Annotated in this window: 15 protein-coding genes; 13 read left to right on the top strand and 2 right to left on the bottom strand. The window is 44.1% G+C overall.

The genetic code is table 11. The features are described 5' to 3' along the window. The first annotated feature begins 140 nt into the window (after positions 1-140). The 3 genes from L1D60_RS23615 to L1D60_RS21400 all read left to right on the top strand — a co-directional run bounded on the left by L1D60_RS23615 (position 141) and on the right by L1D60_RS21400 (position 3,873). On the top strand, positions 141-992 hold the full coding sequence (locus L1D60_RS23615) for an AraC family transcriptional regulator (protein WP_239842886.1): 852 nt from the start codon (positions 141-143) through the stop codon (positions 990-992). A gap of 96 nt (positions 993-1,088) precedes the next feature. Then, complete coding sequence (locus tag L1D60_RS21405; protein WP_239842885.1) at positions 1,089-2,315, top strand: membrane dipeptidase; 1,227 nt, start codon at positions 1,089-1,091, stop codon at positions 2,313-2,315. 226 nt (positions 2,316-2,541) lie between these two features. Continuing rightward, positions 2,542-3,873, top strand: a complete 1,332-nt coding sequence (locus L1D60_RS21400) for an MFS transporter (RefSeq protein WP_239842884.1) — start codon at positions 2,542-2,544, stop codon at positions 3,871-3,873. A 5-nt stretch (positions 3,874-3,878) separates the two neighbouring features. On the opposite strand, the gene L1D60_RS21395 is transcribed toward L1D60_RS21400, so the two are convergent. After that, the gene (locus tag L1D60_RS21395; RefSeq protein WP_239842883.1) at positions 3,879-4,955 is read right to left on the bottom strand and encodes a LacI family DNA-binding transcriptional regulator; all 1,077 of its coding nucleotides are present in this window, start codon (positions 4,953-4,955) and stop codon (positions 3,879-3,881) included. 258 nt (positions 4,956-5,213) lie between these two features. Between L1D60_RS21395 and L1D60_RS21390 the strand changes: the two genes are divergently transcribed. The 5 genes from L1D60_RS21390 (at position 5,214) to L1D60_RS21370 (ending at position 11,579) form a co-directional block, all read left to right on the top strand. Beyond that, a complete protein-coding gene (locus L1D60_RS21390) occupies positions 5,214-7,316 on the top strand; it encodes an alpha-galactosidase (protein ID WP_239842882.1) in 2,103 nt (700 codons plus the stop codon). A 113-nt stretch (positions 7,317-7,429) separates the two neighbouring features. After that, entirely contained in the window at positions 7,430-9,202 is a 1,773-nt protein-coding gene (locus L1D60_RS21385) for a solute:sodium symporter family transporter (protein ID WP_239842881.1), read from the top strand. Positions 9,203-10,018: 816 nt separating this feature from the next. Then, positions 10,019-10,498 carry a cupredoxin family protein gene (locus L1D60_RS21380; protein WP_239842880.1) on the top strand — a complete coding sequence of 160 codons (480 nt, stop codon included), beginning with the start codon at positions 10,019-10,021 and terminating at the stop codon, positions 10,496-10,498. Between the two features lie 54 nt (positions 10,499-10,552). Beyond that, on the top strand, positions 10,553-10,786 hold the full coding sequence (locus tag L1D60_RS21375) for a hypothetical protein (RefSeq protein WP_239842963.1): 234 nt from the start codon (positions 10,553-10,555) through the stop codon (positions 10,784-10,786). Positions 10,787-11,063: 277 nt separating this feature from the next. After that, the gene (locus L1D60_RS21370) at positions 11,064-11,579 is read left to right on the top strand and encodes a hypothetical protein (protein WP_239842879.1); all 516 of its coding nucleotides are present in this window, start codon (positions 11,064-11,066) and stop codon (positions 11,577-11,579) included. 86 nt (positions 11,580-11,665) lie between these two features. Here L1D60_RS21370 and L1D60_RS21365 read toward each other — a convergent pair whose 3' ends face one another. After that, positions 11,666-12,589, bottom strand: a complete 924-nt coding sequence (locus L1D60_RS21365) for a LysR family transcriptional regulator (RefSeq protein ID WP_239842878.1) — start codon at positions 12,587-12,589, stop codon at positions 11,666-11,668. Between the two features lie 148 nt (positions 12,590-12,737). On the opposite strand from L1D60_RS21365, the gene L1D60_RS21360 reads away from it, so the two are divergent. The 5 genes from L1D60_RS21360 to L1D60_RS21340 all read left to right on the top strand — a co-directional run bounded on the left by L1D60_RS21360 (position 12,738) and on the right by L1D60_RS21340 (position 16,514). After that, positions 12,738-12,980 (top strand): DUF2798 domain-containing protein, encoded by a 243-nt coding sequence (locus L1D60_RS21360; RefSeq protein ID WP_239842877.1) that lies wholly within the window; start codon positions 12,738-12,740, stop codon positions 12,978-12,980. Between the two features lie 53 nt (positions 12,981-13,033). Continuing rightward, complete coding sequence (locus L1D60_RS21355) at positions 13,034-13,585, top strand: carboxymuconolactone decarboxylase family protein (RefSeq protein ID WP_239842876.1); 552 nt, start codon at positions 13,034-13,036, stop codon at positions 13,583-13,585. Positions 13,586-13,877: 292 nt separating this feature from the next. Next, a complete protein-coding gene (locus L1D60_RS21350) occupies positions 13,878-14,675 on the top strand; it encodes a CLCA_X family protein (protein ID WP_239842875.1) in 798 nt (265 codons plus the stop codon). 95 nt (positions 14,676-14,770) lie between these two features. Continuing rightward, positions 14,771-15,484 carry an AraC family transcriptional regulator gene (locus L1D60_RS21345; RefSeq protein ID WP_239842874.1) on the top strand — a complete coding sequence of 238 codons (714 nt, stop codon included), beginning with the start codon at positions 14,771-14,773 and terminating at the stop codon, positions 15,482-15,484. A gap of 97 nt (positions 15,485-15,581) precedes the next feature. Continuing rightward, a complete protein-coding gene (locus L1D60_RS21340; RefSeq protein WP_239842873.1) occupies positions 15,582-16,514 on the top strand; it encodes an EamA family transporter in 933 nt (310 codons plus the stop codon). The last annotated feature ends 57 nt before the right edge of the window (positions 16,515-16,571 follow it).

Here is a 16,571-nt window from a genome sequence, read left to right as displayed (position 1 = left end):
ACCAGTGACAACAATCCACAATAATTGAGACAGGAGAGTGCGAGTTGATCCCTCTGATCCATAAATACGCGGTCATTACTTTTATTGAGTCTCTCAAAAGTGAAGTAAAAGACGTTTGGCCATTAATACAAAGCGCCAACGTGCCTATTTATTTAAAGACCAGTTCCGCCCAATTTACGTCATTTTCAGCCTTCGCAAAGCTACTTGCAGAGGCGCATGATAAGTTACCCTACTCTGTATTCATCTCACTATTGCAGCAGTCTGCAGAAAGGTTCATTGAACAAATTCAACCGACCAACAGCCCAAAAGCACCATTACTACAGCACCTCGTAGAGCACATACCTGTCCATTCGATTACCTTAAATAAAAGCGTCAGTTTTTGCTCTGTAGAGCTTGAGTTACCACAACAAAACTCGTTTCCATTATTGGCTGAACTTTATTTGTTAGTCACCACTCACAGTTACTGTAAAAGGATAGATACGCATTTAGGTACACCGATTAAATATCACTTAAAGCACAGACATGCCTCTGACCTTAACCAACTCAGCATAGACAGTCGCACGCCTCAGTTCGTAGGTCAGCATTCGACGGCTCTTTTCTACGAGCAGGCCGCTACACTTGAATCAAATCACAATGACTATTATCCCGCGACTATTTACCGCAACGAGCGCACTTATTCAGAGCAGATCTCCGCAGTGCTTGAAGGCTATATTGGGCGAGAGAACCTCTCAATTGAACGACTGAGCCAAATCATTGAGGTCAATGAACGCACTATCCAACGATATTTGAAGACCGAGGGTTATACGTTTAGAAGAATCAAAGAGTCATTAAACATTGCTTTTGCAAAACGAGTCTTGGTTGAGCGCAACGCCTCAATTTCCGATGTGGCAGAGCACCTTGGCTATGCTGACACCTCTCAATTTATTCGAGCCTTTAGAAAATCTGAAAACACAACGCCACTGCAATGGCTTAAACAGACTCGACAACCCTAACAATTCAATGCGCTGTTTTACATTGTCGTAAATTGCACATTTTCCCAGTTTCAAATCGATATATTTGCACTCGTAAACTAATTCGAGGGCAAACAGATGAAAAAGCTACTTATCGCAACGTTAATCTCCGCAGCGACCTTTCATGCACACGCATCAATTGAGACCAAAGATTGGCACCAATTTGCATCCAAAGAAGCCAAGCAATACGTTGCTGACAATATTGTGCTCGATTTCTACGCCTCACCAAGCGGTACAGGGTTTAGCAAAGATTCTGAAGTAGCGAATTACATTGACTTGGCTCATGAGCGCGGAATTACTGGCGCATCAGTGACCCTTGGTGCACCACATACACCTAATCTACTTGCTTTTAAATCCGAGCATGGAAAATGGACCAAAGCGTCTTCTTCCGCAAAAACACCGATTCGTTACGTTAAGAGTGTCGATGATTTTCAAAAAGCGCACGACAACGGTGAGTACGCGATTATGTGGGCGAGCCAAACCACCATGCCGTTAGAGGGCGACGCAGCAAACGTGGCAGTCATGGCTGAGTATGGCGTAAAAACAATGCAGCTAACCTACAACGAAACGGAACTGACAGGATCTGGTGTGATTTCAATGATCAACGGTGACACCAGTGGTTTGACTGAATTTGGTAAAGAGGTACTCGATGAGATGGTGGAACACGGAATTACCGTAGACCTTTCGCATACATCTCACTATACAACCAAAGACATTACGGACTACATGCAAGAGCATCACAAAGGTGTGCCTGTCATCTACTCACATTCGCCTATCGCCTCAACTTATGGATGTGAGCCGCACGAGACCTTAACGGAAACAGAAAAGCGCATGGCGAAAAAGAAACTAAAAAAAGGTGACCCAGATTTTCGTTTAGCGGCTTGCTACCGCCTGATTTCTGATGAGCAAGCAAAAACGGTTGCCGATATGGGTGGGGTTATCGCTGTGACCGCAACCGAGTGGATGATGGATGGTGTTTGGCCTGAAGATATTACGCCTAAACAGTTTGCAGAGATGATTGATGGCGCAGTACAAATCGCGGGGATTGATCATGTGGGTATCGCAACCGATGATATGATGACAACAGCGAAAGTCGTACCTTTCACCATTGCCAACCCAGACAAGTATGCGGATAACGGCTACATGGTTAATGCTTTTAATAAAGGCTCTACCGGCTGTGCGGAGCTATCTAAACACATGGCAGGTGTCGTAGACAGTTTATGGGAAATGGGTTACACAAATGACGATTTAGCCAAGCTATTCGGCGGCAACCTAATGCGAGTTTATGAGCAAACATGGAAGTAATCTTTTTGCTAATGAGCTATTCGAATCAATAAAATACTTTGGGCGACTTAAGTTGCCCAAAAGTTCTCTTTTCCACATAAAAAAGTCTCACCGAACACCCCATCACTTTCTACCTACTTTAATTCAAACAAAGAGTTGAGGAATTTTATCGACTTATCAATCCTTTGCTATCACACTAAGAAAGGTATTAATCAAATCACATAATAACGAAGGCGTAACCCGCTCTATGACGCTAAAAGAAATCCTTCAAATACGTAACGTTCGCTATTTCCTCATGTTTAGAAGTAGTTACTTTGCTCGGTTTTACTACCCAGTATTTACGTTACTCTACTTGGATTACGGCTTAACACTGTCTCAATTTGCCATGCTTAACGTAGTTTGGGCGGCGACCATCGTACTGGCTGAAGTCCCATCGGGCGCTTTTGCGGACACTCTCGGCCGCAAGAAGTTGGTGGTACTTTCATCGATTGTAATGTTTATCGAAATCGCCATGATCGCCTTTGTGCCTACAGGTAATCCTAGCCTTGTGTTTACCGTCTTTTTGATAAACCGAGTGTTAAGTGGGCTTGCAATGGCCCTTGCGAGTGGCGCCGATGAAGCTTTAGCTTACGACACCTTAAAAGAACAAGGTCATGAGGAATTGTGGCCTAGGGTGCTACAAATCCAACTGAGAATCGCTTCAACGGTCGGTATTTTTGTCACCCTAGTCGGCGCGGCAATGTACGACGTTAACTTCATGGGTAGTGTTTATCAGGTTCTTGGGTTCGATGCACCGCAGAACACCCAAGATATTATGCGTATCCCTGTTTACGCCACGCTTATCGTCGCCCTGATCGCAATCTATGCTGCCTTTAGCATGGAAGAAGAAAGCAAGCCTACCCCACAAGGTAGCAACAAGTTAACCAGCACAGTCGAGAGTATGAAACTCACATTAAATACAGGGAAGTGGGTATTATCGACGCCATATGTGTTATTTATCATGCTCTATTACAGCTTGTTTGAGCATACATCTCGCATGTTCCTGACCATGAACAGCCAATATTACACGGCCATCGATATTCCCATTATCTATTTTGGTTTGATTGGTGCAGGGGTCAGTCTGTTGAAAATCATTATGGCGGGTCAAAGTCGACGTTTAGCTGAGAGCATGGCACCTAGAGCGTTTATTTTGATCATGGGTGTGGCGAGTATGGCAACCTATTACTGGATCAGTTTAGGTTGGTCCATCTATGGTGTGATTCCCGCGTTGGTACTTATCTTCATCATCATGACAATGAATATATTTATCAGCTACCACTTAAACAAACAGACCGAGTCTAATAACCGAGCAACGGTTCTTAGTTTTAAGGGGCTCATGTTTAACGTGGGTTATGGCTCGATTGGTGTTCTCTACGCCTACTATTACAAGCTGCTATCTCAGAACTACACTAACGAAGAGGTTGAGCAACACATAGACTTCATCGCTTCGCTCTCATCGTTTTTCTATTACTTCACTTTCCTATTCATCGTCATTAGCGTCGCCTTCTATCTAAAAGACAGAAAGCGAGCTATTTTTTAAGCTGACTATTCAGGCAAGCGTAATTCAATCTGTTTCAATAGCTCTTGAATGCCCTTTTTGTCGTAGGTTTGATGTGTTTTGGGATGGCTGCTTTTGCGTACAATCAGCTCTACTGGTATACGAGTTTGCTTGAATGGAATCGGCGTATTGGAGGTTTGCTTTTTCAAATCAACCGCTTGAATGACACACTGTTCGCCAATAGCCGTAAAGTCTTGTTTCACTGTCGTCAGAGGCGGATTGAAATATGCGCTGTCCGTGATGCCATCAAAACCAACAACGGCAACTTGATCAGGAACCTTGATATTAAACTCATCCAGTGCGCGCAATACGCCTAGCGCCATTTGATCACTGGCGACCACCACGGCATCAAAACTCAACTGCTTTCCGATCGCTTCACTGATCGCAAGGTAACCACTGTGGGCTTGCCAATCACCTCGATAGCAATCCACTGCTTTGGTTCCTGAGTCCGCAATTTCAGCTAACCATGATTGCAGACGGATATTTGCAGCGGTAGACGCCTCCGGTCCTGCAACCAATAGAAATTGGGTTCGTCCTGTGTCTACAAGATGCTTGATCACTTCAGAGGCACCGACAGCATGCTCCCCATGAACGAAGTGTACAGGGGTCCCATCTGGTACATCGATAAAAATCAGGTGTAGGCTTGGGAATTTTTCTGCCAACACAACGGCATCATCTTTACTCAACGGTACATTGAGAATAATACAATCAACTTGTTGCGCGATGAGCTCCCTCATCGCACCTTGAATGCTTGATAAACTGGGCTCAGACACGACCGAAAACGCCGTTCCAAAGTTCAACTCATGAGCTTTTCTTCTTACGCCATTGGCAATTAAAGCCGCTCCATGTAAAGCCATGTCTAGAGTCACTAGCCCAATATTGGTCGACTTTGCTCGGCTCAACATTTGTGCACCTTTATTAGGTACATAACCCAGCTGCTTGATCGCATTATTCACTTTAATGCGTGTCGATTCAGCAACACTCTCCGACCCATTTGTGACTCGAGATACAGTTTGCGTTGATACGCCCGCTAATTTGGCGACATCTTTGAAGGTTACATTCATCGTCTTTTCTTGTTCTCAAAATGGTCTTACGTCAACTCTAACAAATGGGTTTGATAAATAACGCCACACACCTCAAAAATGTTTGCGAAAACATTACTTTTTTGTTCCCGAAAACAGTCGATCTAGCCCAAACTTATTCAATCTCTAAGCCATCTGAGATCACACTTAAGCGCTATTTGAGTTCTAAAAGTCACGTATAAGAGCAATATATCTCTCAGATAAAATGTTCACGCAAACAAATAGCAGAGCGAGCAAGTAATGAGTGAGTTTGTCCATTTACAAAGCAAGAATCACAGTCTAATTATCAAAACAGAACGAGTACCAGAGATCCTTCACTGGGGAGCAAAAATAGCCCAGATAGATGAAGACTTGCTGCTTTCAACAGAGCGTCCTATTTCTCAAGCTCGTTTAGATGTCGATGTGCCATTATCATTGTGTCCAGAATTAGGGAGCGGTCACTTCAATGCTCCCGGGATTGAAGGACATCGCGACGGCTACGATTGGGCGCCCGTATTCAAGCTGACATCGACACAACTTGAGGATAACCAAGTCACTTTTGTGATGCTTGATGATGTTGCAAGCCTTGAGCTGACGGTCGAGCTTAAACTTGACTTCGATACCGATGTTGTTCAAAAACGAGTTAGTGTAAAAAACCTAGGCAATAGTAAATACTACCTTGGCAAACTCTCTTCAACTTTGCCTTTGCCAAACCACGCTAATGAGCTGATGACTTTCCACGGTCGTTGGTGCCACGAGTTCCAAACACAACGACAACGTTTCGAGCATGGCGGATTCATGCAAGAAAACCGTCGTGGTCGCACTTCTCATGAAAACTTCCCTGGCCTATTTGTAGGTACTAACGGATTCAGCGAGCAGCTTGGTCAAGTGTGGGGCTTCCACCTTGGCTGGAGTGGTAACCACCAAATGCGTGCAGATGTGCGCAGTGATGGCCGCCGCTTCGTGCAGGCTGGTGAGCTTTTGCTTGCTGGAGAGTCGATTCTTGAAGCTCAAGGCCAATATCAAACGCCATGGTTGTATGGGTGTTACAGCAATACTGGTCTCAACGGCATTTCTCAACGCTTCCAACAATTTGTTCGCGATAATATTGTTAAGTTCCCAGTAAGCAAGCCACGCCCTGTACATCTGAACACTTGGGAAGGTATCTATTTCGACCATAAACCTGAATACATCATGCAAATGGCCACAGAAGCGGCTGAAATGGGCGTCGAACGTTTCATCATTGATGATGGTTGGTTCATCGGTCGTGATGGCGAACGAGCAGCTTTGGGTGACTGGTATCTAGATGAAAAGAAATATCCTAATGGTCTAGAGCCGGTGATCAATCATGTAAATCAACAAGGAATGGAATTTGGTCTTTGGGTAGAACCTGAAATGGTAAGCCAAGATTCAAATCTGTATCGCAATCACCCTGATTGGGTTCTCGGTCTACAGGGCTATCACCAGCCTTCTGGCCGTTGGCAATACGTGCTCAATCTACAGAATGAGGATTGCTTCAACTATCTTTTTGAACGCCTAAATGATCTACTCACACGCTACAACATTACTTACTTGAAGTGGGACATGAACCGCGAACTGGTTCAGCCCGGCCATCAAGGTCGCCCTGCAGTACATGGCCAAACGCAAGCGCTATATCGTCTTGTCGATGAGCTAAACAAAGCCCATCCAGATGTGGAAATTGAATCTTGCTCTTCTGGCGGTGGCCGTATTGATTTTGAAATTCTTAAGCGTACCCAACGATTTTGGGCCTCTGATTGTAATGATGCGTTAGAGCGTCAAGCTATTCAAAAAGGCATGAGCTATTTCTTCCCGCCGGAAGTGATGGGTGCGCACATTGGCCCTTACGAGTGTCACTCAACCAATCGTCGCCACGGCATCAACATGCGCGGAGTTACCGCCTTGGGTGGTCACATGGGAGTTGAGCTTGATCCAGTCAAAGAATCAAAAGAAGAGAAAGAAGCCTTCTCTCGCTATATCGCACTACACAAAGAGTATCGTCACCTACTTCATGGTGGCCGTAGTTTCCGTATCGATGCTGCAGACAAGAACCAAAACATTTACGGCGTCGAGAGTGACGATGAAATGTTGATTACTGTCTGCCAACTAGCGATGCCGGATCATGCCCTGCCCTCTCCACTGAGAATCAGTTGCGCCGATATCAACGCTAAGTATCAAGTGAAGTTGGTTGAGATGCCTCAAACAAGTTTCCAACTGATGAAGCAACGTCCAAAGTGGCTAGATAAAACGCTCACACTAAGTGGCGATAATCTGAAAGAGATCGGCGTGACGTTGCCAATCCTCGACCCAGAGTCTGCACTGATCGTACACCTACAAAAAATCTAATTCGTCGTCAGTCAAAACAAAATATCGGGCAAAGGCTGTTGTGAAAATCATCATGACGCCTCTGCCTGACAGGATAACTACATCCAAAATTCTAATAATTTAAGGACAAAACTATGCCAATGACAATCCTACTGTCATTCTTTTTCTTCACTGGCTTGGTGGTGTTTTACACCTGGTCACGTGTTAAGAATCAGAAAAATGACTCCAAAGATGGCTTCTTCCTCGGTGGTCGAAGCCTAACCGGTGGCCTTATCGCGAGCTCACTTATTCTAACTAACCTTTCCGCGACCAGTTTCGTTGGTATGAGTGCCCTATCATTTAAAGGCAACATGTCAGTGATGGGGTATGAAGTTGCTTCAGGTATCACACTGATCATTATCGCGCTCTTTTTAGTGCCTCGTTACCTGAAACAAGGGATTACCACGATTCCTGATTTCTTAGAGTCTCGCTATGACTTATCAGTAAAGCAGTTCGTAACCGTATTGTTCCTATTGAGTTACATCATCAACCTTCTACCAAACACGCTATACGCCGGTGCAATGGTTATCGGTGGTATTTTTGACATCGAAAGCATGCTCGGAATCAGTCGCTTCCAAGCGATTCTACTCATCGCATCAATTATCGGTTTCCTTGGTCTGTTCTACGCTATCTACGGTGGCCTGAAAGCGGTGGTAATCGCAGACACGTTAAACGGTGTGGGTTTGATTGTTGGTGGCTTGATGATCCCAATCTTCGGCCTGATCGTTCTGGGTGACGGTAGTTTCATGGAAGGTGTAGACGTTATTACAACCAACGCAACCGACAAATTACAAGCAGTCGGTGCAGAAGACGATCCTAACGTACCCTTCTCAACAATGTTCACTGGTCTGCTACTCGTTAACCTTTACTACTGGGGTACCGACCAAGCTATTATCCAACGTGCACTTGGTGCTAAGAACCTAAAAGAAGGTCAGAAGGGTGTTATCCTTGCGGGTGCAATTAAAGTTGTGACACCTCTGTTCCTAATTATCCCAGGCATCATTGCTTACCATATGTTTGGTACGGTAGATGCAACAGGTCAAAGCTACGAAGCCGATACTATGTACACGCGTTTAGTTAACGAAGTACTGCCTAAACCGCTTGTTGGTTTCTTCTTAGCGGCAATGTTCGGTGCAATCCTGTCAACCTTCAACGGTGTATTAAACTCATCAACGACGCTATTTACACTTAACGTCTACAAACCAATCTTTGATAAAGAGAACAAGCTCTCTGATGAACAGTTAGTTAACAAAGGTCGTTCATTCGGTCTGTTCATTGCAATCCTATCTGTCGGCATTGCACCGTTCATCATGTTCGCACCGAATGGCCTGTTCGACTTGCTACAACGTCTAGCTGGCCTATTTAGTGTACCAATCTTCACTATCGTGTTTATGGGTTACATCACTAAGCGTGTACCAGCGATGGCGGCGAAAGTTTCATTGGCAGTATTTGTTGCGGCTTACGGTATTGTACAGTTCACACCAGCTTCAATGCACGATTACTTAGGTCCACTTAAGCCATTGGCTGAACTGCACTTCTTCCACCAGCTAGCAGTGTTGTTCGTGTTATGTTGCGGCATTATGTTTGCAATCGGTAAAGTGCGTCCACGTGATACGGACTACGTGCTTCCAGTTAACGAAGCGATGGACATCAAGCCTTGGGAGTTCCGTTTTGAAGCCTCTGCTGTAATTCTATACATGGTGCTTGGCGCTTACATCACCTTCTCTGACTTAGGCTTAGTCGCAGGTGACACGTCATTCATGGTGACCTACGCACTTTGTGGCATCGTAATTCTAGGCGGCCTATTTGCCCGTATCAGAAAAAAGAAAGCTCAAACAGCGCAGCTTAATGCTCAGAACGCACAGTAACTAATTCAATCCCCAAAAGTGAAGCAGAGCCTATTATCGGCTCTGCTTTTTTGTGTATGCTCCAAGTTGGTAGGCTGACCGTATCCTACTGTCGGCAGACATTATAGTCCAATAGACCGCAATTAAGTTCTATCGTTTTTTAGTAAGGTCAGAAGATATTGGGCATAAAAGCGCAAACATTGATGCGCCAATTTGCTTTAGAGCCGCTAAACTAAGCATAGACAAATGTTGTCACTACGGTTAAACGCCAGCTAACTGACAACAAAACATTGAGCCAGCCGAATGATAGCGTTCATATCATCTCATTCATTTTGATAGGTGCCCTATGACTCACTCATTTAAAAATACATGGGTTACGATCCTCAGTATTTTCGCGATGCTGATGGCTAACTATGTGTCTAGTGCGTCTATCACATCAATGAATAGCTTACTTGCATTTGTTCCTGCATTATCAACCACTCATCATAACTCCCAACTAAAACATCATATTGACAATATCGGTCTGAACAGTTCATCACATGATACTCATCAACAACACAACTACCATTGCGATGACTCCAGCCCTAATGTTGATCACTGCTGTTTATCAATATGCTCAAACGTCTCCTACCCAAACGATATCGCGTACTTACTAAGCATATTATCTCCAACGTTAGCGTTACACCGTTCAATCAAGATCGGCACGAAAGTCTCCCGTATTCATAAATTACTGCGCCCGCTTTCAGTGTAATTCAGCAAACATTACTGTCCAAACCCAATTAAGGACTGACTAATTTTCTTAGCCCCTAACAACTTAATGAGCAAAGGGACAACATTATGAAGAAGGCACTATTGACCGCATTAATTACCTTGGCTACGTCGGTAGCAATGGCAAAAACGGATCATTCAAAGATGGACCATTCTATGATGAACATGGAGGGGATGTCAGATGTTGGGATGCCAGCAAAAGGAGCGAAACCAGATAAAGTAGTACATGTTCTACTAGCGGACGACATGACAATTAAGTTCAAGAAAGAAGTACAAATTGAACCAAATGACGTAGTGCAATTTGTGGTGATGAATGTAGGTAAGATTGAGCATGAATTCACCATTGGTTCTGCACAAGAACAACTAGAACATAGAGAGATGATGAGGAAAATGCCACACCATAATCATGATTCAGGCAATGCAGTTACGGTTCAGCCAGGCAAAGCAAAACAGCTTTTATGGCACTTTCACGGTGAGGATACAGTAGAGTTTGCGTGCAATATTCCAGGGCATGCAGAAGCTGGAATGGTTAAGAAAGTTTCACTTTAGGTGCAACATCAACATTCAGATGGATAACTTCTCTGGAAAGGTGACTATGGGTGAGTGTGTAGTTATTCCGGCGGGAACAATGCATGGTTTCCAAGCAGACGAGCCGCTCGATTTATTGTTGCTGACATACCAACGCTTCCTAAGCCTCTTCAACGACACCAGTTCGTTAAAGCGTGTCGTTTAGCAATTGAATCTGACGGTCAGATCACCGTTGCAGAAGGCGAATTGTACCGAGTGATAGCGTGTTTCTTGGAAGTTCCAGAACCTCCGCTTACCGTGACGCTTTAACAGCACAAACTAAAACGCCAGCGAAGAACGCTGGCGTTTTTTTGTTAGGTTATAAGCGGCTTTGACTGAGGTTATTGAACTTTCACATTGGTACACCTGAAATGATCCTTGCCACTTTCTAACTCAAAACTGCCTCAAAACGCTCTTGGAAGTAGATTCATATATAGCTCAAGCTTTCATTTTTGCATGGATAAAAAACGAAGTTGTCTATTTTTGAGCTTTAGAGTATTTCGTAGAATAGCGCCATCAACTTGCTAATACATAATGAAGGTTTGCTATGAGCACATCACAACTAATTCTTGAGTTATCTCTTATCGGCACGATGCTACTCGTTACGAGTATTTTTTTGGTTCGTAGCTATGACAAAACCGACAGAGTAGGAACAAAAGTTCAAAAGATCCTAACCGGTCTTCTTGGTGCTTTTATGGTGATGGCGGGAACGGTAAAATTCTTTGACCCGTTTACGACCATGTTCGCAAAACAAATCGCACTGAGTGAACTGCCTTTCCCGACTCTGTCTCGTTGGGCGGGTCAATTAGGTGAGATTTTTGCAGGTTTTCTGCTACTGATGGTGATGATTGGTAATAAGGCGCTCGCAGCACCGATTAAAGATAAAGCGATGCAATTATCAACACTATTAACGACCGCAATTATGATTGTCGCAGTGTATGTTCACCTATTGCCAAGTGTACCGACAGAAGTGCTACCGCTTCAGTCTAAACCACCGGTAATGACACTGATTATTCTTGGGTTGGCTTGGTTAAATGCATTCTTATATTTTCGCAAAAAGTAATCGTTAAAGTCATAAAATAAACGCCAGATTAGTTCGTCTAGTCTGGCGCATTTCATTTATAAATAGGCATTTCATAAATACAATAACTACGAATCTCGCTCTGAATTAATCGAAGCCAAAAATTCCGCCGATTGCCCAAACCGTTCAAAAATCATGTCCCTAAAGGCGACCACTCTGGTTGCTATCAATTTTCTGTCTGCCCACACCAAGAATGCCTTACCCGTTGGGCATTCAACCTCTGGCAATACCTCTACTAACTCATTTCTTGCTGCATGCTTTTCAAAGGCTGCTCTTGGCATCATGCAGATCCCAGCTCCTGTTATTGTCGCATCAATATTTAAACGCAGACTACTTATTGAGTAACGAGGCTGATAGGGAATACGGATCGCCTTGCCATCTTCTTTGAGCTCCCAATATGGCATGTTGTTACCTGAGAGTAGCTGATGGTTAATCAACTCTTCAGCTCGTTCTGGCTGACCATATTTTTCGATATAGCTTGGTGAGGCCGATAGCATTAATGGCGATTCAAACAACTGACGCTGTATTAAATGATTGGCATGAGGTGGTGTCGTCACAATCGCAAGGTCAATCTGCTCATCAAAGAAGCGCTCAGTGCCTGCACTAAATTGAATGGTTACCGATACTTCTGGGTGAGTCTGCATAAACTCGATCGCCATCTTTTGCAGGAAGTTGTCCGCAAATGGCTCAGGGCAAGAGACTCGGATTTCACCCGTTAATACTGGCTGACTATTCGAAAGCTGTGTCCACTCATCATTTAACTGCATAAAGAGAGCAGCGAAGCGCTGGTAGTATTCGTCACCTGCGTTGGTGAGTTGGAACTGTTTTGCATTACGGTGTACCAGCTTTTCACCCAGTTTATCCTCAAGACTTGCTACCGCCCTTGACAACGTTGGGGCTGAAACGTGTGTTTTAAGACTCGCTGCTGCAAAGCCACCACACTCGACAGATTGGCAAAACAGATAGAGATTGGAGATGTCTTTTGCTTTCATAATTGATCGCTCTTTAGGATTGCATTCTGAGTTAATCATTCAAATATGAAAGATTCAAGTTCAATGTTGTCTATTTTTGATCAAGAAGTTCAGGGCTAATATAACCCCATCAGTTAGCCAATCGAAGTTAGGCATAAGAGAGTCAATCATGAAAAAGTTTTCACGTAAGTTCCAGTACCCACTAATGGTTTCTATGGTTTTACCTACTATGCTTCTTAGCATGCCAGCCATCATGGTAGCTAAAACACTGCCAGAGAACGGCGTATTCTTTGATGCATGGTTAAACGCAGTTTCACAAATGGTGCCATCTGCACTGTTAGTACTCGCCCTTGTTGCGCCAACGGTACGTGTATTCGTAACCAAAGTGCTGCTAGAGCCAGAGATAAAATAAGTAAACGTTAATAAGTCCGTAAAGTTAATAAGTTAGATAATAGGAAAGAGAAAATGAGCGAATTTAAACTACACACTGTTGAATCATCACCTGAGAAAAGCAAAGCAATCCTTGAAGGCGCACAAAAGCAAATGGGGATGGTACCAGGTCTTTACGCGGTCATGGCTGAGTCTCCTCAAATCCTAACGGCTTACACGCAACTGCATCAGCAATTCACCAACACATCGTTTGATGCTGAAGAGCTAACAGTAGTATGGCAAACCATCAACGTTGAACACGAGTGTCACTACTGCGTCCCTGCACATACTGGGATCGCGCACTCAATGAAGGTTGATCCTGCATTGACTGAAGCACTGCGTAACGATGAAGCAATGCCAACTGAAAAGCTTCAAGCACTGAAAGACTTCACTCTTGCTGTAGTGCGTGAGCGTGGCAATGTATCAGAAGCAGATCTAGCGGCATTTTTTGAAGCGGGTTATGGCCAGCAGCAGGTTCTAGAAGTGATACTTGGTCTATCGCAGAAAGTGATCAGTAACTATGTAAACCACGTTGCTCACACACCCGTAGACAAAGTATTTGAGAAGTTTGCTTGGTCTAAAAAATAATCCCGCGATCTAGATATCATAGAGCGAACAAGTACGTTCGCTCTTTATTCACAAAACTTCATGTTTAGATGTCTGTTAACAACACTACAACGAGGGAACATATGGAGTGCAAGAAAAAGACAGGCAATGACGTATAAAGTGGATGAACTTTAGAGATTCGAGGTCATCCAAATGAGTTGTGGCACTCAATGTTTCAGCGAGATTCATACCCCACCACACCTCCATCAATTGATGTACAATACACGTGCTTGAAATATCAGATCCAATAACTCCCCATCGCACAAGGTGAATCTTGCGTTTAACTAGCTTCAAATACAAAACTCGTAAAGGCCCGGACTATCGTCATGGGGAGCAAGTGTCGTTTATCGACATACGAGATACCTTTGGCATTGGTAGCATTCGTGTTGGTAAATGGGTCAACCAAGAAGAGAAAGACCTAGCCGCCAACCTGATCTTCGATTCATTTGCCGATCTTGCTTATATACTGGCGCTACCACCAAAAGCCATTGGGTTACGAGGTAGTTTAAATCTGGCTTTTGGTAGCGGTGGACAAAAAGGTGTTCAGGCCCATTACGCACCAAATCAAAGAGAACTCGCGCTCGCGAAAAATGCCGGAGCTGGCGCTTTAGCGCATGAGTTTTGGCATGCTTTTGACCACTATATTGCAGAAAAAGCGTTTGACATCGGCGACCGATCAGGTCCACAAAAACGAACAATCTTTGCGAGCGACTGTTGGTTAAAAAGCGCTAGGCACTTTCCACACCCGTTGAATGACAGATTACTGAAGATCTTTGACGCGACGCTGCTCACTGATGATCAACAAGACAGACACGACTATGTGTCACGAAGTGTTTTAGCCGACAAAGCGATGGGAAGTCATTATTTTTCTCTTCCAACAGAGATGATGGCGAGAGCCTTTGAGTCGGTTGTCGAATCGTGTTCTGGAATTGAAAATAGCTACTTAGTGTCCGGGACGACCAAACCTGAACACATCAAGGCTTACCCAGACGTAGAACATCGGATGAAGATTCATAAAGCACTACAAGCCTACTTTAAACCTCTGGGGGAAGCCTTGAGTAGCTTGCAATAAAAGACTTAACTGTCGTATAACGAAATGGAACGCTTTCTATATCAACTAAGTGCTATCACCTGATTCAATCTGCTGTCAAATGGATGGATATCGCAATGCAGCCCACTCTCAGTATCAGAGCCTACACTAAGAAGCTAAACAGTCATTCACATGATGACTACCACCAGCTTGTACTGCCTGTTCAAGGCAACATCAACATTCAGATGGATAACTTCTCTGGAAAAGTGACTGTGGGTGAGTGTGTTGTGATTCCTGCAGGTACTACCCATGGTTTTCAAGCCGATGAAGCCGCTCGATTTATTGTTGCTGACTTGCCAGCACTTCCAGACCATCTTCTCGAGAGTGATGTGCACGTGTTTTCTACCACAACGCCACTACTGAGCTTTATCTACTTTGTAGAAAAACAGTTACAATATCAAGTAGATAAAGCGATAGAGTCTTCGATTCTCGATGTCTTTACTATGCTACTCACCCAGCAACCGATAACTTCAAAAATTGACCCTCGGATACGTGCTGCACAGAGTGAGATTTTTGACAATTTAGCGAACCCTCTTTCAATTGCCGAGTTATCGAAAGTGGCTTGTCTTAGTCCGACTCAATTTAAAGTGCTTTTTAAAACTAACCTTGGTATGAGCGTCCAACAATACGTTACTCACCATAGAATGGAAAAAGCCAAAGCGCTTCTTACCCATACTGATTTACCCGTTCAAATTATCGCTGAAAGAGTTGGCTACAACGATCTTTCTGCTTTTAGCCGACGCTTCTCTCTTCATTTCGGCCTACCCCCACGCCAGTTCACACGCAATTAAAAGCGTCTTTTCAAAATACAATTTCGTCTTTTCAGCAAAGTACGACCTTTATTCATCGCTTATCCTTTCAACATCAAATGGATGTTCGGATTAAGAAATGATTACAGCACGCTTTCAGTTAGCCCCCCATCAGCATGGGTCTATTTTTATATTACTGGCTTCGATCCTCTGGGGAACAACAGGTGCAGCGGCTACCTTGGTTCCGGAGGTGAGCCCATTGGCTATTGGTGCTTTCTCTATGGGCGTAGGTGGTGTGATACAGGCCTTGTTAGCAAATACGGCCTTGAAAAAAGATGCTTCGTTACTAAAGCGCCACAGAAAAGACGTAGTGATTGGCGCGCTTGCATTAATGATCTATCCAATGGCTTTTTATACTTCAATGAGAATGGCTGGTGTTGCGACTGGCACCGTGGTCTCTATAGCCTCCGCCCTACTGTTCACTCTTCTTTTCGAGTGTCTATTTAGCACAAATAAGAATGCAAATATTCGTAAACTTTTTAGCTTAGTCCTAGGAATTATTGGCATTGTTCTTCTCGTCAATGCTGAGACCACTCACAGTCACTCTGAACCGCAGCTTAAACTTTGGGGAATCTTACTAGGACTCGTCGCAGGCTTGAGTTACGCCACCTATTCCATAATGGCGAAAGAGCTTATTAATAAGGGGGTTCAATCACAGGCCGCTATGGGTGCCATCTTTGGGCTGGGAGCATGTTTACTTCTACCCACCCTGCTGGCATCAGGAGACAACCTATTTGCATCTCAAACCAATAGCCTGGTGCTCATATATATGGCTGTGATTCCAATGGGCGTTGGCTACATCATGTTTGGGGTGGGATTAAGACACATCAATGCGAGCACAGCCAATATCCTAACGCTTTTCGAGCCTGTTGTTGCTGCAGTCATCGCTGTCTTAATACTCGAAGAGCACATTCCTGCTATGGGGTGGTTTGGAATTGCTTTAATCATGGTTTGCTTGTTTTTTCAGTCAACACATAACGAGCAATCCGAAAACAGGCTGATCGAATCCTAACGATTGCACCAACACTGAACAAGGCTGGCAACTTTTAGTGCAACACAATCATGGTTT

Origin of the sequence: Vibrio sp. Isolate30 (assembly GCF_022397975.1) — a bacterium.
GTDB classification, from domain to species: Bacteria; Pseudomonadota; Gammaproteobacteria; order Enterobacterales; family Vibrionaceae; genus Vibrio; species Vibrio fortis.
This window is presented reverse-complemented; position numbering and strand designations above follow the sequence as displayed.

What these genes read in the sequence shown, in the direction of transcription:
- L1D60_RS21405 (WP_239842885.1), top strand. Translation starts at nt 1,089, where the DNA reads ATGAAAAAGCTACTTATCGCAACGTTAATCTCCGCAGCGACCTTTCAT.
- L1D60_RS21400 (WP_239842884.1), top strand. Translation starts at nt 2,542, where the DNA reads ATGACGCTAAAAGAAATCCTTCAAATACGTAACGTTCGCTATTTCCTC.
- L1D60_RS21395 (WP_239842883.1), bottom strand. Translation starts at nt 4,955, where the DNA reads ATGAATGTAACCTTCAAAGATGTCGCCAAATTAGCGGGCGTATCAACG.
- L1D60_RS21390 (WP_239842882.1), top strand. Translation starts at nt 5,214, where the DNA reads ATGAGTGAGTTTGTCCATTTACAAAGCAAGAATCACAGTCTAATTATC.
- L1D60_RS21385 (WP_239842881.1), top strand. Translation starts at nt 7,430, where the DNA reads ATGCCAATGACAATCCTACTGTCATTCTTTTTCTTCACTGGCTTGGTG.
- L1D60_RS21380 (WP_239842880.1), top strand. Translation starts at nt 10,019, where the DNA reads ATGAAGAAGGCACTATTGACCGCATTAATTACCTTGGCTACGTCGGTA.
- L1D60_RS21370 (WP_239842879.1), top strand. Translation starts at nt 11,064, where the DNA reads ATGAGCACATCACAACTAATTCTTGAGTTATCTCTTATCGGCACGATG.
- L1D60_RS21365 (WP_239842878.1), bottom strand. Translation starts at nt 12,589, where the DNA reads ATGAAAGCAAAAGACATCTCCAATCTCTATCTGTTTTGCCAATCTGTC.
- L1D60_RS21360 (WP_239842877.1), top strand. Translation starts at nt 12,738, where the DNA reads ATGAAAAAGTTTTCACGTAAGTTCCAGTACCCACTAATGGTTTCTATG.
- L1D60_RS21355 (WP_239842876.1), top strand. Translation starts at nt 13,034, where the DNA reads ATGAGCGAATTTAAACTACACACTGTTGAATCATCACCTGAGAAAAGC.
- L1D60_RS21345 (WP_239842874.1), top strand. Translation starts at nt 14,771, where the DNA reads ATGCAGCCCACTCTCAGTATCAGAGCCTACACTAAGAAGCTAAACAGT.
- L1D60_RS21340 (WP_239842873.1), top strand. Translation starts at nt 15,582, where the DNA reads ATGATTACAGCACGCTTTCAGTTAGCCCCCCATCAGCATGGGTCTATT.